19 protein-coding genes are annotated in these 21,129 nt (G+C 48.1%); 5 read left to right on the top strand and 14 right to left on the bottom strand.

Annotated elements, in window-relative coordinates:
• Position 1: 1 nt before the first annotated feature.
• Both QMA09_RS02015 and QMA09_RS02010 read right to left on the bottom strand, forming a co-directional pair.
• Complete coding sequence (locus QMA09_RS02015; RefSeq protein WP_290211824.1) at positions 2-1,060, bottom strand: LLM class flavin-dependent oxidoreductase; 1,059 nt, start codon at positions 1,058-1,060, stop codon at positions 2-4.
• Positions 1,061-1,240: 180 nt separating this feature from the next.
• Positions 1,241-1,723 (bottom strand): PaaI family thioesterase, encoded by a 483-nt coding sequence (locus QMA09_RS02010; RefSeq protein ID WP_290211823.1) that lies wholly within the window; start codon positions 1,721-1,723, stop codon positions 1,241-1,243.
• 702 nt (positions 1,724-2,425) lie between these two features.
• On the opposite strand from QMA09_RS02010, the gene pepF reads away from it, so the two are divergent.
• Complete coding sequence (gene pepF, locus QMA09_RS02005) at positions 2,426-4,237, top strand: oligoendopeptidase F (protein WP_290211822.1); 1,812 nt, start codon at positions 2,426-2,428, stop codon at positions 4,235-4,237.
• Between the two features lie 29 nt (positions 4,238-4,266).
• Here pepF and QMA09_RS02000 read toward each other — a convergent pair whose 3' ends face one another.
• From QMA09_RS02000 to QMA09_RS01985, 4 genes are all read right to left on the bottom strand, one after another.
• Positions 4,267-4,536 carry a hypothetical protein gene (locus QMA09_RS02000; protein WP_290211821.1) on the bottom strand — a complete coding sequence of 90 codons (270 nt, stop codon included), beginning with the start codon at positions 4,534-4,536 and terminating at the stop codon, positions 4,267-4,269.
• 99 nt (positions 4,537-4,635) lie between these two features.
• Positions 4,636-5,277 carry an NAD(P)-dependent oxidoreductase gene (locus QMA09_RS01995; RefSeq protein ID WP_290211820.1) on the bottom strand — a complete coding sequence of 214 codons (642 nt, stop codon included), beginning with the start codon at positions 5,275-5,277 and terminating at the stop codon, positions 4,636-4,638.
• 18 nt (positions 5,278-5,295) lie between these two features.
• Positions 5,296-6,306 carry an LLM class flavin-dependent oxidoreductase gene (locus QMA09_RS01990; protein WP_290211819.1) on the bottom strand — a complete coding sequence of 337 codons (1,011 nt, stop codon included), beginning with the start codon at positions 6,304-6,306 and terminating at the stop codon, positions 5,296-5,298.
• Positions 6,307-6,397: 91 nt separating this feature from the next.
• Positions 6,398-7,132 carry an MBL fold metallo-hydrolase gene (locus QMA09_RS01985; protein ID WP_290211818.1) on the bottom strand — a complete coding sequence of 245 codons (735 nt, stop codon included), beginning with the start codon at positions 7,130-7,132 and terminating at the stop codon, positions 6,398-6,400.
• 126 nt (positions 7,133-7,258) lie between these two features.
• Between QMA09_RS01985 and QMA09_RS01980 the strand changes: the two genes are divergently transcribed.
• From QMA09_RS01980 to QMA09_RS01965, 4 genes are all read left to right on the top strand, one after another.
• Positions 7,259-7,573, top strand: a complete 315-nt coding sequence (locus QMA09_RS01980) for a YflT domain-containing protein (protein WP_135503327.1) — start codon at positions 7,259-7,261, stop codon at positions 7,571-7,573.
• 238 nt (positions 7,574-7,811) lie between these two features.
• Positions 7,812-8,876: a YkvI family membrane protein gene (locus QMA09_RS01975; protein WP_135503329.1), complete on the top strand. Its 1,065-nt coding sequence runs from the start codon at positions 7,812-7,814 to the stop codon at positions 8,874-8,876.
• Between the two features lie 88 nt (positions 8,877-8,964).
• Positions 8,965-10,122, top strand: a complete 1,158-nt coding sequence (locus tag QMA09_RS01970) for an acyl-CoA dehydrogenase family protein (protein WP_290211817.1) — start codon at positions 8,965-8,967, stop codon at positions 10,120-10,122.
• Between the two features lie 6 nt (positions 10,123-10,128).
• The gene (locus QMA09_RS01965; RefSeq protein ID WP_290211816.1) at positions 10,129-10,428 is read left to right on the top strand and encodes a DUF3219 family protein; all 300 of its coding nucleotides are present in this window, start codon (positions 10,129-10,131) and stop codon (positions 10,426-10,428) included.
• A gap of 77 nt (positions 10,429-10,505) precedes the next feature.
• Here QMA09_RS01965 and QMA09_RS01960 read toward each other — a convergent pair whose 3' ends face one another.
• The 8 genes from QMA09_RS01960 to glgB all read right to left on the bottom strand — a co-directional run bounded on the left by QMA09_RS01960 (position 10,506) and on the right by glgB (position 20,720).
• On the bottom strand, positions 10,506-10,772 hold the full coding sequence (locus tag QMA09_RS01960; RefSeq protein ID WP_290211815.1) for a DUF3006 family protein: 267 nt from the start codon (positions 10,770-10,772) through the stop codon (positions 10,506-10,508).
• Positions 10,773-10,776: 4 nt separating this feature from the next.
• Positions 10,777-11,871 (bottom strand): MBL fold metallo-hydrolase, encoded by a 1,095-nt coding sequence (locus tag QMA09_RS01955; protein ID WP_290211814.1) that lies wholly within the window; start codon positions 11,869-11,871, stop codon positions 10,777-10,779.
• A 142-nt stretch (positions 11,872-12,013) separates the two neighbouring features.
• Positions 12,014-12,823: an SDR family oxidoreductase gene (locus QMA09_RS01950; protein WP_135503335.1), complete on the bottom strand. Its 810-nt coding sequence runs from the start codon at positions 12,821-12,823 to the stop codon at positions 12,014-12,016.
• 17 nt (positions 12,824-12,840) lie between these two features.
• Positions 12,841-15,231: a glycogen/starch/alpha-glucan phosphorylase gene (locus QMA09_RS01945; RefSeq protein ID WP_290211813.1), complete on the bottom strand. Its 2,391-nt coding sequence runs from the start codon at positions 15,229-15,231 to the stop codon at positions 12,841-12,843.
• 8 nt (positions 15,232-15,239) lie between these two features.
• The gene (gene glgA, locus QMA09_RS01940) at positions 15,240-16,676 is read right to left on the bottom strand and encodes a glycogen synthase GlgA (protein ID WP_290211812.1); all 1,437 of its coding nucleotides are present in this window, start codon (positions 16,674-16,676) and stop codon (positions 15,240-15,242) included.
• A complete protein-coding gene (locus QMA09_RS01935; protein ID WP_290211811.1) occupies positions 16,673-17,695 on the bottom strand; it encodes a GlgC family sugar phosphate nucleotidyltransferase in 1,023 nt (340 codons plus the stop codon). The genes glgA and QMA09_RS01935 overlap by 4 nt, the downstream gene beginning before the upstream one ends.
• Positions 17,692-18,840 (bottom strand): glucose-1-phosphate adenylyltransferase, encoded by a 1,149-nt coding sequence (locus QMA09_RS01930; protein WP_277751543.1) that lies wholly within the window; start codon positions 18,838-18,840, stop codon positions 17,692-17,694. The genes QMA09_RS01935 and QMA09_RS01930 overlap by 4 nt, the downstream gene beginning before the upstream one ends.
• Positions 18,841-18,842: 2 nt before the next feature.
• On the bottom strand, positions 18,843-20,720 hold the full coding sequence (gene glgB, locus QMA09_RS01925) for a 1,4-alpha-glucan branching protein GlgB (RefSeq protein WP_290211810.1): 1,878 nt from the start codon (positions 20,718-20,720) through the stop codon (positions 18,843-18,845).
• Positions 20,721-21,129 lie beyond the last annotated feature (409 nt).

The following is a 21,129-nucleotide window of genomic DNA, read 5'->3' as shown; positions in this document are numbered from 1 at the left end:
CCTAATTCGAAAGCGTTTGAAGCGCTTTGCGTTTTGCTTCCACCAGCGGCATCACTTTTTGCGAAAAGCGTTCCATTTCTTCCAATTGAGGCGAGAATTGCAGCAGCAATAACCCAAGCCCTGCTCTTTCGTAAGCCAGAATGCGGTCCGCGATTTCTTCCGGCGTGCCGATCAGGTTCGGGCGCAGCCCGCGGTTGGAAACGGAATAGTCTTCCAGCTTCACTTGCTGCTCCAATTGTGATTTCGACACAAAATCATTATAACCGACATAGCCGCTGGCATCTTTCATGTCGACGATGCGCGCGTATTCTTCTTGCACTTCTTCTGCCGTGTCGCGGCATACGACATAAGCTGCCATGCCGAACGATTGCAGCGGCTCTTTGCCTGCCGCTTGGCGCAGGTTTTTCATATCCTGGATTTTCGCCTCGATTTCTTCGACGGTGCCGCCATGCATCACGTAGGCGTCACAAGACTCGACAATCGATTTTTTGCCGCGCGGGCTTTCGCCTCCTGCATACAAAATCGGATTGGGCCGTTGAACCGGTTTCGGCTCCAGTCGCGCATTCTGGATGTCGTAATACTTCCCTTTGAAGGAAAACTCTTTTCCGCTCCACATGCCTTTGACGACTTGCAGAAATTCGTCCGTGCGGTCATAGCGTTCGTCATGCTCAGTAAAGTCGCCGCCGTATTGGCGCGCTTCTTCTGCCCACCAAGCGGAAACGACATTCAAGGTAAAACGCCCATTGGAAATGCGATCAATATTGGCGGCCATTTTAGCAGCAATTGCCGGGTTATGGAAAGCCGGGCGAATGGCAGTCATGATTTCGATTTTTTCGGTCACCGCAGCCAAAGCCGCTGCAGTTGACCAAGCTTCCAGAGAATCAGCTTCCATTCCTTTGATATCATTCAAATTTAATTCAGCGATCAATGTTGTGTCATAGCCCCATTGTTCAGCGCTTTGCACGACCTGTTTCGCATACTCAAAAGTTGCTGGCATGTTTTCATCTTCCACATTCCGCAGCCATCCGCCAAAAATCGGCAGCCAAAATCCATATTTCATCTATGATCGCACCTTTCCGCATCTTACTATCAAAATCGTGAAAACATTCACTTTATTCAAGAGAATAAATTGATTATATAGCAAACCCACTATTCTTACTAGTAAACTAGGTTATAAACAGCAAAAAAAGTCCATCTGTTCAAGATGGACTTTGGCGCTGTTAAACCCGGTCAATCAGCGTCATTTATTCGCAAAAGAAGCCGGCATAACCACTGCCACCACTTCCCCTTTCGCACAGAGTATATCTTCCGCAAACACTTCGACAGCCACTTTAAATTTCTTCGGATGAATTTCTTCAACTGTTCCAACTGCTTTCAGCACTTGTCCATCCGGTGTCGGCTTCAAGAAATCCACGTGCAAAGAAGCCGTCACAAAGCGCGGAGGCTCTTCACCGCTTCCAGGTTCAAAGCCATTCTTGCGATGCAGCGCAAGCGACGCGGACCCCGTGCCGTGGCAGTCGATCAAAGATGCAATCAGCCCGCCGTACACGAAGCCTGGAATCGCTTTGTGTTGCGGAGCTGGTTCAAAATAAGTCACTGTTTCATCGCCGTCCCAACCGGTGCGGAAATGATGCCCTTCCGTATTCATCCGGCCGCAGCCGTAGCACCAGGCAAAATCTTCTGGATAATCATCTTGAATAGCATGTACGATTTCTTCCACCATCGGTCTCCCTCATTTCTGCGGAATCCGTCTATGTATGTTGTTCCGCTTATTTCAACATTTTACCACAGCAGTCCGAAATCATCTGATTACTCTGATTAGTTTTCGATCCATTTAAGGCAAAGGAAAAAGCATGGCCCTTTTCATCAGGCCATGCTCTTCCTTTTACCGCCCCTCGAATTATTCCCTTGAGGGGATCGCACGCGGAAAATTTCTATTCAATTCTTCTACAATGTTGATGCCTGACGAAATTTGGTAACCCTCGCCAATGCATTGTGTTGCGCTAACTGTCATTTGCCATTAAGGCTTTTGCTTCGCATGTACCTCTCAGCGAAATTGGTGTTTCTGCAGTTAGACGTACTAGATGCACTTCCACAAAAAACTTACTGTTTACTGATTTGACACTGTCTGGATAGAAACCTGGTGTTGCAGTTGGTCCCTGACAAGAGTTGCATATCGCCAGTAAAGCAAAATTTTCCGCCAAGGCTGTGCAAGTCATCGTCTGGATGCGTTCATAAACTTACTTCGTTTATACGCTTTTCCCTACGTTATTCCGCCTTGTACTCACTATATTCCACGTAAAAAAATTGTTAAACCTATTTTTTAGATTTTTTTAATAAATTCTAAAAACATTTTTACAATGCGCTGTCCTCTCTATATACTGATAGATAGTTCGATAACCGTAATATACAGAGGAGAGATAAAATGGTTAAAAATTTGCCACTGCGCTCAGAAGTACCAACAGAAGAAAAATGGGATCTGACTGGTTTGTTTTCATCCAGCGAAGAATTTGAGCCAGTACCTGAAGCGCTTGAAAAAGAAGCTGAAGCTTTCAGCACACAATTCAAAGGAACGTTGGCAGATCCCGCTTCAATCGTGGAAATGCTGAAAGCTTATACTGTTTTATCTGAAAAAATCACCCAGGCGGGCGCCTATGCAAGCCTGTCTCTCAGTACCGACCAATCAAACGACGAAGCCCAGATGCGCGCGAGCCGGTTCGGTTCGGCAGCCGCGAAAATCGGCAGCCAGCTGTCTTTCGTTGCAAGTGAGCTATTGGAACTTCCGGAAGCCACACTTGAAGCGGCAATCGCACAAGCACCGCCTTTTGAAAATTACTTGAAAAAATTGCTGCGCCGGAAACCGCATCAATTGCACCCTGAGGCAGAAAAAGCATTGGCCGCTTATTCCGCTACGTTCAATGCACCTTATGGCCTCTACAATACGACGAAAATGCTCGACATGTCATTTGATGATTTCGAAGCAGGCGGCCAGAAATATCCGCTCAGCTACGTATCGTTCGAAGGCGATTGGGAGGCCGAAACCAAACCTGAGCTTCGCCGTGCGGCATTCACCGCCTTTTCGGACAAGCTTGAGGAATATCAGCACACGGCCGCCAAGACTTACGATATGGAGCTTCAAACTGAGAAGACAACAGCCGACCTGCGTGGCTATAGCTCCATCTTCGATTATTTATTGTTCGACCAGGAAGTGGACCGCTCGCTTTACAATCGCCAAATCGATTTAATCATGAAGGAATTGGCGCCGCATATGCGCAAATACGCCAAATTGCTGCAGCAAGTGCACGGCCTCGACAAAATGACTTTCGCTGATTTGAAGATTTCACTCGATGCTTCCTATGAACCTGAAATCACGGTTGAAGAATCCAAAAAATACATTAATGAAGCCTTGGCTGTTATGGGGCCGGATTATTTGGAAATGGTTGAGCGCTCCTATGCGGAACGCTGGATCGACTTTGCACAGAACAAAGGCAAATCGACTGGCGCTTTTTGCTCGAGCCCGTACGGCAGCCATCCGTATATCCTGATTTCCTGGACCGGCCGCATGAACGAAGTTTTCGTGCTGGCGCATGAGCTTGGCCATGCCGGCCATTTCCATAACGCCAACCGGGAGCAGAACATTTTCAATGCCCGCCCTTCGCTTTACTTTATTGAAGCGCCTTCGACAATGAATGAAATGCTGGTGGCAAATCACCTGCTTGCCAATTCGGACGATCCGAAATTCAAACGCTGGGTCATTTCTTCTATTGTTGCACGGACATATTACCATAACTTCGTCACACATTTGCTTGAAGCCGCCTACCAGCGGAAAGTATACGAACGCATTGATGCTGGCGAAAGCGTCAACGCGGGGATCCTCAACACTATCAAACGCGGGGTTCTTGAAGAATTCTGGGGCGACGCAGTCGAAATCACGAGCGGCGCCGAACTGACATGGATGCGCCAGCCGCATTATTATATGGGCTTGTACCCGTATACCTACAGCGCGGGGCTGACGATTTCAACCCAAGTTTCCAAACGCATTCTGAGCGAAGGACAGTCAGCCGTCGACGAATGGCTGGACGTACTGAAGGCCGGCGGCACGAAACCGCCTGCTGAACTAGCCCAAATGGCTGGGGTGGACATCACCACCGAAAAGCCGTTGCGCGACACCATCACCTACATTGGTGAGTTGGTCGATGAACTCGTTTCACTGACAGCAGAAATTGATCAAGCATAAGACAATGCAAGCAAAAAAGCCCTGAGCAATCAGGGCTTTTTGTCTGGGCGGTTTTCGGCATCGCCGGCATCCGCTTTATGCTGTTGGGTTGCCGCATCTTCGGCTTGCTGTTTCTTGGCAGGTGCCTCAGCTTCGTTATAAAACGCTGGATAGCCCTGTTGTTCCAATTCCTTCACTTGTTTTCTCGACGCTCGGATCAGCAGCCGGACAATGAATATGGACAATAGGAAAATCACCAAAATTGAAATGATCCCCGGAATGTACTCTGACTTATCTTCAGGAAAATATAGAAATTCCATGTTTTCGTTTCCCGCCTTTAATGAGTGAATTTCTTTTCATTATACAGGATTGGATTTTCCAGCTGGGCGTTGAACGTGAACATTTAGTGGCAAGCCCACTCAATGCCCTTCCGACACGACCGTAAACCGTTTGTTCAAGTGGCGCGGATGGTCGATTTCATCAATTAACGCAACTGCATAATCCGGATAGCTGACATAGCTCTTGCCTTTCGAATTGAACGTGATGCTGTCTTCGCCAATCTGATAATGCCCTGTCCGGCCTCCTGTTGGGTCGAAGAAAGCCGCCGGGCTAAGAAACGTCCATTTGATGCCTTCAGAAGCTTCCAAATCAGAAAGGTTCTGGGACTGCCCAACGGCAATCGCTTTAAAGGCTTCCGGGAACTCGGGTGTATCGATCAGCCGCGTCGTCCGGGCTTCATCGACAAACAAACTGCCGGCGCCGCCAACGACGATCAAGCGCGTACCAGGAGCTCCTTTCATCGCATCAATCAAGCTTTTCCCTGCCACGGCATGCAGCTCGGCTTTTTCCGGCGGAACGCCGAACGCATTGACAACCACATCAAACTCCCGTAAATCTTCGGCAGTCAATTCATCGATGTTTTTCTCCATGACGGCCGCTCTTTTTTCAACAAGCTTCGAGGCGTCACGCACTATCGCTGTGACGTCATGCCCCCGCAGGAGCGCTTCTTTCATAATAAAACCGCCTGCTTTTCCAGTTGCTCCGATAATCCCGATTTTCATGTCTACCGCCTCCATTAATTAGAGTTGATCTACAGCTTCTTTCAAGATTTCAAACGAACGCTTTCTCTTGTCTTGGTCATAAATATACGATACTGCCATCAATTCATCAATCTGCAATTCTTCAATAAACGGTGCTAACTGGCGTGCAATCGTTTCTTTGCTTCCGCTGAACGTATATTGTGCCATACCGCGCACCATATTTTCTTCAGGGAAGGTCCATCTGCCATCCATCGTTTCGACTGGCGGCTGCAGGGGATTCTTGGTGCCGCGGATGACATTCAAGTAAAACATTTTACTGGAAGTTCCAAGTACAGCTGCTTCTTCATCGGTTTCAGCACCTACAACATTAACGCAAACCATTACGTAAGGGTTTGCCAGGTATTCAGAAGGCTGGAACTGGCTGCGGTAAATCTGCAGCGCCTGCTTCAGCTGCTGCGGTGCGAAATGCGCTGCAAAAACATACGGCAAGCCGAGGCGTGCGGCAAGCTCCGCGCTCGAAGTGCTCGAGCCTAAAATGAAAATCGGCACTTCCGTTCCCACGCCCGGATAGGCGTGGACCATGCCTTGGTGTTCAAGCGGTTTCAAGTAATTCTGCAATTCCACTACGTCCTGCGGAAATGCGTACGCTGTCTCCTGCGAAGTGCGGCGCAGTGCGCGGGCAGTCTGCATATCAGTGCCTGGTGCACGGCCTAACCCTAAGTTAACGCGGCCTGGATGCATCGTTTCCAAAGTGCCGAATTGTTCCGCTACGACTAGTGGCGTATGGTTTGGCAGCATGATACCGCCTGAGCCGGCTTCAATCGAGTCCGTGCTGTCCAATACTTTGGAAATCAAGATCGATGTAGCTGAACTGGCAAGTGTCGGCGTGTTGTGGTGCTCGGACAGCCAAAAACGGCGGTAACCGAGTTGTTCGACATGCTGTGCTAAGCTGATCATGCTGTCAATTGCCTCTTTTGCTGTTTGTCCTTGTGAAATGGCAACCAGATCCAAAACGGATACTGGCAGTGTTTTACTATTTTGGTCCATCATTAAACTTCCTTTCAACGAAATCTAGTTTAACAATAAGACTAATATATCTCGAAGACAAACTATCTGCTTGCCTTGCTTCTGGCGAAAAGCGTTACAGGTTTTTGCTTTCGCCGATTGCGGCAAATTGTGCAGGACCGCCAAACGAAGCACGCGCCGCTTCCAAAATTTCGGTTGGGTCGCCGTATTGCGGCAGGTGCGTCAGCCACAATTCCCGTGCACCTGCGCGTTCAGCAAGCTCACCAGCCTGTTTCCCGCTCAGGTGTCCTTTGATGATGCCGACATATTTTTCATACAGGTTCGCTTCGGACACCAGGAGATCGGCGCCTTCCGAAAACGCCACCAATTCCTCTTTCCACTCCGTATCTGCTGTAAAAACGACCGATTTCCCTCCAGCCGTAAATTTCAAAGCCAGGCAATAAACCGGATGGATCGTTTCGCAGAACGACACTTGCCATGGCCCGATTTCGATTGGCTGGTCGGCCTGAAGCGCCACCCCTTCCGTAACGCCTTTATAAGACAAGCTATCGAACATGGCTTTATCCCGGTCGTGCGCGAAAATCGGGAAAGGCGTTCGCCATTCTTTCAATTGCATGCCGACCATTGCTGCATGCTGAAGCACGCCGATGTCTGCTACGTGATCCGGATGATAATGGCTGATAACTGCTGCGTCGATGTCTTTCAGTTCTGTATAGTTCTGGACAGCCGCAAGCACCCCACTGCCGCAATCAACTAAACAGCGGAAACCATCCTGTTCTATTAGAAATGAGGAAGTTGCTTCATTTTTATTGGGGTAGCCGCCCCATATGCCAATCGTGGTTATTTTCACAATAAACAGCACCTTTCTTTAAAAGCATTTTTTCCATTATAACGGATTCAGCCAGTCCCTACCTGTTTACGCTTTTGGGCATCGGGTATATAAATGATGTAATTAAAACCCATTGGAGGGATTAATGTGATCGTAAAACTAACAGTTGAAAACGCATTGCAAGCAAAAAAGGAAATTGAGAAATTGGAAAGCCAAGGCTACCACGAAGACCATATCTACCTTTTTGCACATGATCCTAAGCGCCAGCACGACATCGCTGATGCGTTGGATGCGGAAGATCCGGATTCAGGTTTCTTGAACAAATTAAAAAACCTGACTACCTCACGCGGCGACCAATTGCGTTCTGAAATGCAATCTGTCGGTTTGACTGAACAGGAAGCCGACCAGTATGAAGAAGAATTGGACAAAGGCAAACTTGTCATTGTCGCCAAAAAAGACTAATCGCTTCACCAGCCGTTCCTTCGGGGACGGTTTTTTTATGTCCTTTCCTTTTTTTAACGCCTAATTATTATTCAATTCAAACTATTCAACTGATTTTCAGATAAAATATTTAAAGAAAACAAACTAGTAATATAGACATATCAACGATTTATGCCATCCTCTTCATTGTGCCTAGTGATCATTTTTGCTATATTTGAATAAGGTTAATTTTCCAAATTATTTCATAAGGGGACATTCGATGAAGAAGAGTTTAAAAATGGGAAGCGCTTTTATCGGCATTATCGTTGGAGCTGGCTTCGCATCAGGACAGGAAATTATGCAGTATTTTACCAGTTTCGGCATCCTTGGAATTGTAGCAGCACTTATCTCGACTGCGCTATTCGCTTACCTAGGCATGAATTTGACGCGGCTAGGCAGCCGGATGCAGAAATCATCCCATAAAGAAGTGGTTTATGGCATCAGCGGCAACATCATTGGCCGCATCGTCGACTACATCATCATTTTAACGCTATTTGGTGTAGGCGTTGTCATGATCGCTGGAGCCGGCTCCATCTTTTCGCAACAATTCGATTGGTCGCCTGTGCTGGGCAGCACCATCATGACAGCGCTCATCCTCATGACAATCATGTTGAATGTCGATAAAGTCATTGCCATCATCGGCAGCATTACACCATTCCTTATACTGATGGTTGTCGGGTTGACGATCTACAGCCTTTTGACAATGGACCAGTCGTTCACAGCATTGGATCCAATCGCAAAAGAACAGCTGTCAGCTCTCCCAAACTGGTTCCTTTCTGCCATCAATTACGCGTCATTCAATATCGCTGTCGGAGCTTCGATGTCTATCGTCATGGGCAGTACGGAGAAAGATGAAAAAGTGGCGGCGAGAGGCGGACTGTTCGGTGGGCTCGGCCTTGGAATCCTGATCATCCTTAGCCATTTGGCCATCTTCTCAAAAATCGATGTTGTCGGCAATTCCGAAATGCCGATGCTGCAAATCGCCAACGACATTTCCCCGGTTCTCGGAATCTTCATGTCTGTCATTTTATTCGGCATGATTTTCAATACCGGAGTCAGCATGCTATATGCTTTTGCCGCCCGATTCTTTCAATCAGGCACATCGAAGTTCAAAATTTTCGTCATCGTCATCTGCTTGGCCGCATTCGGCTTAAGCTTTGTCGGCTTTACCGAACTCGTCAATATGTTCTACCCGATTGTGGGTTATCTTGGATTTTTCCTGGTCGCTGCCTTGATCTGGGCAGACATCAAAAAAACAGGCAAACCTGCATTAGTAACAGAATAAATGAAAATAAGCCGCCAAAGCATGCTGTACATGCTTTGGCGGCTTTTCATGTTATGGTTTTAGAAACACTTGCCGGAAGGAGCTTTTTATGGACTCATTTATAAAAACACCCCAGCAGCAAAAAATGATTGAAGAAATCCGTTCACTTCAACAATCGTTCGAGCAACGGGAACCCGAACTGGATGCCATCGGTTCGTTTCCTCGCCAAAATATCAATGACTTGAAGAAAATCGGTTATCATACGCTGACGCTGCCTGCTGAATACGGTGGACAGGGCTTCGGCTTGTACGAATACATATTGGCCCAAGAGGCGATTTCCCAAGCTTCCGGCTCCACCGGCCTCGCCATCGGCTGGCATACTGGCATCGTTCTGGAATTTGCCGAGAACCGCCATTGGCAGCCAGAGCCAGCCCACTGGCTAATGGATGCAATAAAAGAAGGCGCCCTGATTAACACGGCTGCTACTGAAAGCAATGCCGGAAGCCCCACCCGCGGCGCATTGCCGAAAACCAAAGCGCTTCGCGACGGCGACGACTTTATCGTCAACGGCGAAAAAATCAATACTTCAATGGCTCCTGCACTCGATTATATATTCGTTACGGCTGCTGATGAACAGGACGAGATGCTGACGCTAGTCATACCTAAGAGCGCCGCGGGCGTCTCAATTGAACAAAGCTGGGATATGCTGGCCATGCGTGGAACGGCAAGTCAGACTTTGGTGCTCGAAAACGTCCGGATTCCCGCTTCCTATGTTTTAAAAACTGCTGCCGCGAAAGCCCCTGCCAAAGGCTGGCTTCTTCATATTCCAGCCTGCTATATCGGGATAGGCGCTGCCGCACGGAATTACGCGCTTGGATTTGCTGCATCTTATATACCGGCCTCACTGGGCAAACCGATTTCCGAAACACCGAGCATCCAAAGCCTTATCGGAGAAATGGAACTGGAGCTCGCAACAGCCAGGCACCTTCTATACGGCACAGTTGAGCGCTATGAGCATGCAAAAGACAAGGCTGCTATGCAAGGCGCACTTGATGCGACGAAAATAGCCGTGACTCAGGCTGCCATCGGCGTAGTCGACAAAGCCATGAAGATTGTCGGCTCCCGCGCCCTTTCCGAATCCAGTCCCATGCACCGTTATTATTTGAACGTTCGTGCAGGCCTCTACAATCCACCAATGGAAGATATGGTCAAAGCACAGCTGGCACAAAAAGCGCTAGCCGCTTTTCCCAAAAAAGACAAGGAGTGAACAATTATGGGCTTACAGATCCAATTGAACGATCAGATTTTCGATGCGCTGAGCTTTTCAGAGGAGTCGACCACTGATTCAGCCAGCCAAAAATTGCGCCGGAAAATCATTTTTGATTTCAAGGTTACCAGTGAAAATTACCATGATGTTGCTGTGCTGCTTTATGAAATGGAGTTTCATGTGCGCATACCGGAAAAAGACTTGGATTTCCAAGCATCCATCTCAAATTATTCCACATCGGTGACGAACCTTTACTTGGATGGCCAAGTGGCCGACTATCATTTGGAATTGATTGAAAAGCCATAGCCCATCAAATGGCCCTTGGAAAAACGGTAAAAAGACAGGAAGCAGGCATATTTCACATGCTGCTTACCTGCCTTTTTTCATTCGCCTCTTTTAAAGCGGCTTTTACCGCGTTTCGCTTTCAACCTTCTCATTAATGCTACCGCCTGGTCCTCTTTTGCCGCTGCGGTTTTCGCATCCAGCGCAATCGATCTGATTTGGTGGCCGTCCAGTTCAATGTCGAACCAGGAATGGACCTCACTGCCCTCAGGCAGCCAGGCAGCGGGAAGGACGATTTCCTTCTGCAGCTCTTCTATCAAAATGACTGCCAAGCAGCCGTCTTCAATCCGATCGAGCATCCCTTTCATCCCATCATCCCCCTATGCATGCCAATCCTTGTTCTTTTATCGCGTCAATCTTTCCTTGTCCAATGCCTTTGATGCTGTCCAACTCTTCAATCGCGTCAAACGGACGCGCTTCTATGATGGCTTCTGCCAGTGCAGGGCCGATTCCTTCGATTTCCTGAAGCTCAGCAGACGAAGCGATGTTGATATCAATGCAGCGGTTTTTCCCTTCCACAGCAATGCCGTCTTTTTCAATCAATACTTCATAGGAAATGCCATCCGTTTCGACACGGACAGTCCCGTTGACATCCGTACCGTACACTTTGGCTCCAGCATTTTCAGCGGCCGCAATCACTTCGGCATGTGGATGGCCATATGAGTTGTCGATGCCTGCACTATAAATAGCCACTTCCGGGCTGACAGCTTTCAAAAAAGCAGTTCCGCTCGATGTGTTCGACCCGTGATGGCCCAAATGCAAAATTTCCGCGTCCAGTTCTGCACCGCTATCAATCATTTCCTGCTCTTCTTTGACGCCGGCATCGCCTGTCATGATAAAACTTACGTCTTTATAGGTGAGTTTCATGGAAATGGATTCCTCATTGCCTTTGCCAGTCACTTCAGCAGGATGCAGCACTTCGATTTCCATGCCTCCGACATCGAACGTTTCGCCGGTGCGCGGTTCATAATAATCGGTGTTATTCGCCTCGATGGCTTCCAATGCACGGATAAACGTATCTGACGTGCTGACATTGCCCGACAGCCACACTTCGCTGACTTCGAATTGTTCGATCACCTTATCCAGCTGCCCAATATGATCTGAATCGGGATGCGTGCCGACAACGATATCGATTTTGGACACACCCAGCTTTTCCAGGTATTCGATGGCATCGGTATCATTCCAATTTCCTGTATCGATCAATATCGCGTAATCTTCCGTTTCGAACAAGGTTGCATCTCCTTGGCCGACATCAATAAAATGCGCAGTCAATTCGCCGGCATTCCTTTCCGGGGGTGCCGGCTTTTCCGTACCGTTATCGGCGGGCGTCTTTACACGTTCAAGGCATCCCGCTAAAAAAAGCGCCATGACAAGTATACCGACTAAAAATAACCATTTTTTCTTCACAGTCGCTCTCCTCTTTCCTTGTGGAAATTTTACCATATCAGCCCTTTTGCATTCTCGCACAAACACTTTTATGGCAGAAAGAAAAGGAGGCACAGCAAAAAGGAGGCGGTTCTGGATTTCTCCAAAACCGTCCTCCCTTCTTTTAAGATGACATATAATCTCCGCCGTTAATGTGCAAAAATTGTCCGGTCATATAGGAATTTTGCGGATCCGCCAAGAATACGAATGCTTTTGCAAGTTCATAAGGCTGCCCTGGACGCCCGGCAGGAACATCCTTCCCGAAGCCTTCCCCGATGTTGTCGTATAAAGCTCCGAACGTTTCCGGGATCAACGGTGTCCAAATAGGGCCCGGCGCAATGCCGTTCACCGCAATTTCCTCGCGTACGAGCCGACGTGCAAGTGAACGGGTCATCGACACAATCGCGCCGTTTGCGCCCGAGTAGTCGATCAAATCCGAATGCCCCCGGTACGCATTGATGGATGCGGTATTGATGATGCGTGACCCTTTTTTCATATGGGGGAGCACAGCTCTTGTGAGATAGAGCATGGCGAACGCTTTAATTTCAAAGGTTTTCAGGATGTTTTCGTCTTTCAAATCAAGCGGTGACGTTTCGGGGTATTGGTATCCGGCATTATTGACCAGGATATCAATTTGTCCAAATGAGTCCAGCGCAAACTGGACCAGCCGGCTGCTGTTTTCCGCTTCCCGCAAGTCGCCGCTTTGCGCCACCGCTTTGCCTCCGTAACTCTCTATGAGCTGGATCGTTTTCAGCGCGCCTTCTTCATCGCCCAAAAAGCCGATGACCACTTTTGCGCCTTCTTTGGCAAAGGCGATAGCAGCCGCTTGGCCGATGCCGCTGCTGCCTCCCGTAACAATCGCTACCTTGCCTTCAAGAATACCGCCAGCCTTGTAATCTCTTAAATCGGTGTTATCGAATTCTACATCCGCCATACTCACCCTCCTCTACGCTATAAAAGGTTGCTCGGCACCCTGCCGAGCTGCCATACTTCGTCCGAGTATTCCTGTATCGTACGGTCGCTTGAAAAAATACCCGATTGTGCGATATTGACTACAGACATCTCCTGCCAAGCCAGGCTGTTTTCAAAAGCGCTAAGCAATCGCTCATGGGCTTTTCCGTACTGCTGGATATCTTTCAATACAAAGAACGGATCATTGCAGTCGACCAGCTGGTTTCGGATAGCGGATATATTTCCCTCACCGTCCGAAAGGCTGCCCTCCAATAATTGCGCCATCACTAGCTGCAAATCCGGCTCGTGCTGAATGATATCCGGCGGATAATAGCTTTGTTCTTTTTCAAATTGCATCACTTGCCGGGCAGTCAATCCGAAAATGAATGCATTATCTTCCCCGACTTGCTCCACAATCTCCAAATTTGCGCCGTCGAAGGTTCCTAAAGTTATGGCGCCATTCATCATAAACTTCATATTGCCGGTGCCTGACGCCTCTTTTGAAGCCGTCGATATCTGTTCACTGACATCTGATGCTGGAAAGATTTTTTCTGCCTTGCTGACGCTATAGTCTTCAATAAATACGATGTGGAGGTGCTTTTTCGCCAATGGATCGTTATTGACTTGATCCGCAACAGTGTTGATGAGTTTTATAACCTCTTTAGCATACCGGTAGCTGGGTGCCGCTTTGCCCCCAAAAATGAATGTCCGAGGGTAAGGCCGGAAAGACCGGTCAGACAAGATGCGGTTATACAGCATTTGTATATGGAGGATGTTCATCAATTGCCGTTTATAGCCATGGATCCGCTTGATCTGGGCATCAAATACCGATTCAGGATCCACAATAATATCCTGATGCGTTTTAATGTAATCTGCCAGCTGCCGCTTTTTGGCTATTTTTACCGCTTGAAGATCCTGGAGAAATGCGGGATCCTTGCTGAAACGATGGAGTTTATGCAATTTGATCGGCTCACGGATCCATTCATCCCCGACAGCCGATGTGATTAAGCTGGACAACTCGGGATTCGCTTTCAAGAGCCAGCGGCGATGGGCAACGCCATTCGTGATATTATGGAATTTATGAGGAAAATGATCGTTCAGTTCTTTCATTTCACGCACTTTCAGAATTTCGGTATGCAGTTTAGCAACACCATTTACTTTATAGCTGCCTACCACAGCGAGCGTCGCCATATGGACGACTCCATTTTCAATGATGGCAAGTTTTTTGCGCTGCCACTCATCCAGCGGTTCCTGCTGGGTTTTTTCTTTGAAGCGGCGGTCTATTTCCTGGATAATCATATATATTCTCGGCAATAGCCGTTCCAGCAAAGAGCTGCTCCACTTCTCCAAAGCCTCTTCGAGAATCGTATGGTTCGTATAGGAGATCGTATGATTCACAATTCCCCATGCTTCTTCCCATTGCATGCCTTCCTCATCCATTAAGATCCGCATCAACTCCGGGATCGCCAGTGCCGGATGCGTGTCATTGATTTGAATCGCGACATGCCGCGCTAAATCACTTAACGGACAATCGCGGTTTTTCACGATTGTCTGGAGTGAGGCGCTGCATAGAAAATATTGCTGCTTGAGGCGCAGTATCTTCCCTGCATCCAAGGAAGCATCGGGATACAGCCGGTCGGTCACCTCGGCAGTTTCCTGCTCGTACAGTGTTCGCGGTTTGCCTTTAGGCAAAGGGCGGCTGGACACTTCCGCTTGCCACAGGCGCAAGGTATTTACAGTCTTTCCCGCAGCTCCGACAATCGGATAATCATACGGCACCGCTTTGACCCATTCCGCGTCCTTTAGAACCGGTTTTAACCGATTGCTTTCAATGCCCGGTTCAATGGAACCGAAAAAAGGAATGTCCAGCGACAATTCTTCTCTTCTGATGCCCCAACCTTCTTTTTCATCAATCCATACAGTGGGCTGTTCTGTTTGAAACCCATCCTGGAAAACTTGGGTGAACAAGCCGCCTTTATAGCGCAGGCCACAGCCATGCCCGGGAAGTTGCAGAGAGGCCAGTGAATCCATAAAACAAGCGGCCAGGCGGCCAAGCCCGCCATTGCCCAAACCAGGTTCAGGCTCCAGCTCTTCGATGGCATGCAAATCGAAACCAAGCTCTTTCAGCCCTTCTTCCACGAATCCATGGACATCCAAATTCATCAGGTTCTGCCCCAAAATCCGGCCCATTAAAAATTCAATGGAAAAATAGTATAATTGCTTGCGCTTCTGTTCTTTATACTGTTGATTCGTCTGCTCCCAGTCGTCGTACGTCCACTCTTTCACCATAGCCGTCAAAACCGAATAAACGGTTTGCAGGGACTCTTTGTCTTCCCGTTGTTCCAGGCGCGCCACAAAATTCTCTTTAAACCGCTCTTTTGAACTGAACATCCCCATCCTCACCTTTCGGCAATCGCATTATAGGCTTCCGCATAGATTTCGGCAGCACGCTTCCATGAGGAATCGCGCTGCATGCCATTTCTTTTGATGATTTCCCAATGTTCCGGATTCTGGTACAATGCCAACGCCCGTTCCAAAGCAGCTTCAAAGCTTTCATTTGCAGAAAAATCACTTAAAAATCCGTTGCCGGTTTTTGCTGCGGTGTCGTATTCGACTACCGTGTCTTTTAATCCACCTGTTTTATTGGCTACAGGGACAGTGCCGTAGCGCATCGAAATGAGCTGGCTCAGCCCGCATGGCTCGAAATGAGAAGGCATTAGGAACAGGTCGGCTCCGGCGTAAAGAAGATGGGCAAGGTCTTCGTCAAAGCCGATGTATACAGCGGCTTTTTCAGGAAACTCGGCAGCCAGGTTTTTGAAAAGCTGGGCAACTTCTTCATCACCGGATCCCAGTAAGATGAATTGTACATCTCTTTCCTTCAACAGCTTCGGCAGCAGCTCCTGCAGAACGTCCATCCCTTTTTGTTTTGTGAGACGGGAAACGATCGCCAATAACGGGATATCCCCCCTCACCGGAAGATTGAACCGTTTTTGGACGGCGCGCTTATTGACCGCTTTCCCTTCCATCGAAGTTTCGTCGTATTCCATTTCAATCACCAAATCGGTAGCCGGATTGTAGAACTCGGTGTCCAGCCCATTCAAAATGCCGACGAGGCTTTCGCCCTTCTGCTGCAGCAAAGTTTCCAGCCCTTCGCCGTAGCGGGCGGTCAAAATCTCTTCTCGGTAAGTCGGGCTGACTGTCGTCACTTGATCTGCAAACAAAATCCCCGTCTTCAGGATATTGAAATAGCCTTTCCACTCGGCCGTCCCGTCCTCATAATATGCCCCATCCATCTCATACTCCTCAGTCAATACGCTTTTTGGCGAATTCCCTTGGAATTGAAGGTTGTGGATGGTCAATATGGTTTTTATGCTGCTATTCATCGCCGCGTAGCGCGGATCTTTTTTCATCAAGAATGGGATAAGAGCCGTGTGCCAATCATGCAAGTGCAAAATGTCCGTTTGCGCTCGCTGGTTTTCTACGACTGCAAGTACTGCCCGGCTGAAGAACGCAAAACGCGTATGGTCGTCCGGTTGGCGGTAAATCAGATCCCTGTCAAAATAGGCGTCGTTTTCAATGAAAATGTAATCGACTCCCTTCAGCTCATAGCTGAAGGTCCGGCAACGGTGATTTTGCCCTTTGAAAGGCACTTCCACTTCTTCTCCCAACGTGAATTCCTTTTGGTATTCCTGTGGGATCAAACTGTATTTCGGCAAGACGACCGTTACTTCACAGCCAATTTCCACCAGCGCTTTCGGCAAGGCACCCATTACATCTGCCAAGCCTCCCGCTTTTACAAAAGGCACACATTCTGCGGCCGCCATTACAATTTTCATCTGACTTCCTCCTTCAAAATCCGTTCCCCTTTGCGCAGCACAATCGGCTCTTCCGCCGTCCCCTTAAGTACTGTCCCCGCTTCGATAAAGACATTTTTATCAGCGATGACGTAGGCCAAATCGCAATTTTCTTCAATCGTGCATTTCTGCATGATGATGCAATGGTCGGCCTTCGTGTTTTCCTTAATGACGACAGCCCGGCTGATGATGCTGTCGATGACAGTCCCTCTGATTGTCGAACCATTCGCCACTAACGCACGCTTAACAGAAGAACCTTTCATATAGCGCGTAGGCGGTTCATCTTTCACTTTGGTGTAAATCGGGCGTTCCGGAAGAAACAGTGCATTGCGTTTTTCGGGCTCCAGCAAATCCATGGATGCTTTGAAATAACTGTCGATTGAATCAATGACAGCGCAGTAGCCTTCGTATTCATAGACCCCGAATTTATAGCTGCTCTTTTTCCTTCTGACACAATCTTCTACGCTGAACACCTGAGTTTGCCGATAATTTTTCAGTAATTCAATCAGCAGGCTTCTTTTCAGGATATAGCTTCTAAGAGGCTGTCCGTTGCTTACCGCCTCTGTTACATCCGCACCGGACGCAATATGTGATTCCAGCATGTCTTCGTAATCTATTTGGGAAACCGTAAAACAGTTTGTGATCACTGCGTATTCCTGGCGGCTTCTTTCAAAAAAGACCATATGCTCCTCCAGCGCCGCGAATCCCCCGACGCTCATCTGGCCGCTGTCTTTAGTCGAAACCGGCAAGAAGAACAGACCGTCTTTCCGGCGGTCAAGGTCCCAGCTTTTCCCTCTCCCGATATGGTCCATCAATGAAACAAACGGATAGGAAGGGAAAACGCCTACGGATGTGATGCCTGAGTTAACGATGTTGGATAAAGTGAAATCGATGAGCCGGTACCGGCCGGCGAACGGGATGGACGCGGCTGAACGGTACAAGGTCAAGTCTTCCAGACCCGGCAATTTTACAGTGGCATCAATAATTGCTACTAATTTCATACTTCAGCACTCTCCTTCCATTCATCGATCATTTCTTGCGTCAAAAGGATGATTTCTCCTTCAGGATCGCCCATTTCAAAGTTTTTCGGGATTACCAGGTCAGGCGGGATGATCGTTCTAGCCAGTTTGGCGCCAGCGCCGATTACCACACAGTTCATGACGACGCATTCGTAAAGGGATGCACCTTGTTCAATGTGGACTTCCTGGAAAATGATCGACTTTTCGGCTTTGCCTTCAATAACACAGCCTTCGTTGACAAAGACTTCCTGCAATTCCCCTGTTTCCGTCACCACTTGAGGCGGCAATTGCCGATTGGAGGAAAAGATTCGCCAGCCCGGATCATGCAAATTCAAACCTGAATGGGCGTCCAGCAAATCCATATTCGCCTCCCACAGGCTTTCAACAGTCCCGACATCTTTCCAATAGCCTTTAAATGGATATGCGACCAATTTCTCGCCCGCTTCGAGCATCAACGGAATGATATTTTTCCCGAAATCATGGGAAGAGTTTTCATTGCCATCATCAATGGTCAAATATTTCTTCAGCTTTTGCCAATTGAAAATATAGACACCCATCGACGCCAAATTGCTTTCCGGCTCTTTCGGTTTTTCAACAAATTCTGTGACGTTCATATCTTCATCCGTGTTCATGATGCCAAAGCGGCTCGCTTCCCCCCAAGGCACTTCAATGACTGAGATGGTGGCATCCGCTTTATGTGATTTATGGAATTCCAGCATTTTTTGGTAATCCATCTTGTAAATATGGTCACCGGACAGGATGAGGACGTATTCCGGATCTTGCTCCATCAAATACGTGAGATTTTGATAGATGGCATTGGCGGTGCCGTTATACCATTTGATGCCATCCATTTCTGCGTACGGCGTCAACATCGTCACACCGCCATTTCTTCTATCCAAATCCCATGGTGTGCCAAGGCCGATATAGCGGTGCAGCATATGCGGCTGGTACTGGGTAAGGACGCCGACTGTGTGGATCTCCGAGTTGACGCAATTCGATAAAGGAAAATCGATAATCCGGTATTTTCCGCCAAATGGAATCGCCGGCTTCGCGATATTATAGGTCAATGATTTCAAACGGCTTCCCTGGCCGCCAGCCAGCAGCATCGCAACTACTTTGTTTTTCAAATTCATCCACTCCCATCTTTTTTTGTTTTCCAGACACTCATTGTATAAGCGGGCAAGTCGATGGCGATGGAATAATCCTGTCCATCCCATGGTTTTTCGCGGGTATTGTGGACCGTTCCGAGCCGTGGCTCCTTGCCGCCATAAGCGCTGTCATTCGTCGTAAAAACTTGTTCGTACGGGGAATCAACAGGAACTCCCACTTCAAATTTACTGTAGCTGCGGTCCGAGAAATTGCAGACGATGATGCATTCGTCTTCCGGATTCCGCCCCCTGCGGATAAATGCAAGAACGCTTTGCTCATGGTTATGCGGATCCAGCCACAAGAATCCATCCCGATCATCATCAAGCTCATGCATTGCTTTTTCAGTCCGGTAGAACACCAGCAACTCCTTGGTGAACAGCGCTATCTGGCGATGGGCTTTGTAATCGAATAAATACCAATCCAACTCCGGCTGAAATGCCCATTCTTCGCCATGTCCGAACTCTTGACCCATGAACAGCAATTTCTTTCCGGGATGGACTGCCCAAAAACCGAGCAGCAAGCGCAATTGCTGGAATTTCTCTTCCAGGTTCCCTGGAAATTTATGGAGCAAAGATTTTTGTCCATCCACCACTTGGTCGTGCGAAAAGATGGAGATATAGCGTTCCTCATAGTAATAAGTCAACGCAAAACTCAGCATATGGTGGATATCCCCACGTTCAGCGGGCGGGGTCTGCATATAGCCCAGCGTATCGTGCATCCACCCGAAATTCCATTTATAGTGAAAGCCGATGCCGCCATCTTCCACTTCGCCAGTTACTTTCGGATAATGCCAGGCATCTTCGGCAATGAGAAGCGCTGCTGGATGCCGCTCCCGCAAGCGGGTCGTCAACCTCTTCAAAAATGACGCCCCTTCTTCGTTCGGGACCCGGCTTTCGTCATTCGGCACATACAAGAGCTTCATCAGCGCATCCATCCTGAACCCGTCGAACTTGAATTCTTCCAGCCAATAATGTGCGCTTGATAACAGGAAGCTAACGACTTCCCCCCGCCGAACATCGAAGTTCAATGTACCCCATTCCGGGTTGAACCGCCGTTCCTCTCGGGAATCCTCATAGAGAACAGTGCCATTGAACAATGCGAGTCCATGAATATCCTGGCAAAAATGCCCTGGCACCCAGTCCAGAAAAAGACCAACTCCATTTTCCGCACATTTGGAAACGAAAAATTTCAAGTCATCCGCTGATCCATACCGGCTTGTCGGCGCAAAATAGCCGGTTGTCTGATAGCCCCACGATTCATCGAGCGGATGCTCGGTAATCGGCAAGATTTCAATGTGGGTGAAACCCTGCCTTTTGATATAAGGAATCAATTCCCCGGCCAATTCACGATACGTCAGGAATTTACCGTCTTTTGCTTTTTTCCACGTACCGATGTGCAGCTCATAAATCGCCATCGGTTTTTCAAAATGCCCTTTGGACTGGATCGACTTATAATTCAGCGCTGATTTGGACCATTCGTGCTTGGAACTTCCAGCAACTACGGAGCGATTAGCCGGCCTGACTTCCCCGGCGCGGGCAAAAGGATCTGATTTCGTCAAGATTTCCCCTTGAAGGGTTTCGATTTCATATACGTAAACGGCATCTGCCATTCTCCGGGGTATCCGGACCTGCCAAATGCTGGCGTCTCTTGGATGAGGTTCCATCGGATATCGCCCGTCCGCCTCCCCCGCAACAATGCTGCAAAGAACCGAAACACGCTTTACGTCCGGTACCCAGACAGTGAAAACCGTTTCATCCCGATCAGCATGAGACCCAAAATACAAATAAGCGTCCATCATATGCCCATTGTGGAAATCTGCTAATTTTTCATCCGTCAGCTCTGTTTTGCCACTGCCCAAAAAAACACCTCCCAAAACTGGGGCATATTATTCTTCATCGCCATCCCATACAGGACTTTTTCCATTCACTTGCGTTTTTCATTTTTAATCCCAGCAGCCCCTCTCCTGACTACTGCCGGGTATACACGTCTATACCCATCGCACTTTAAATGCACTCCGGAATACAGCAAATATATAGATAATAGTATTCTGCACAATAGGCTATAATTCCTTGTAAAAAATCGGAATTTAAAAAAAGCTTTGAAAATACAGGAGGCAAGGAGCAGATTCCCTTTCACTTTTCGTTCTTAATATTTACACATAAAAAGCATTTCAAGGTCTTGTCCGAATGCGGTTATTGTTCTACCCTTAAGGCATGCGTGTTTAATATAGAAAGGATCTGGATCATTTGAGTAAAAAATTCTGGATT

The sequence above is a fragment of the Planococcus sp. APC 3906 genome, assembly GCF_030407685.1.
Taxonomy (GTDB): Bacteria; Bacillota; Bacilli; order Bacillales_A; family Planococcaceae; genus Planococcus; species Planococcus koreensis.
Note: the sequence above shows the minus strand (reverse complement) of the source record. Positions and strands in the feature narration are given on the sequence as shown.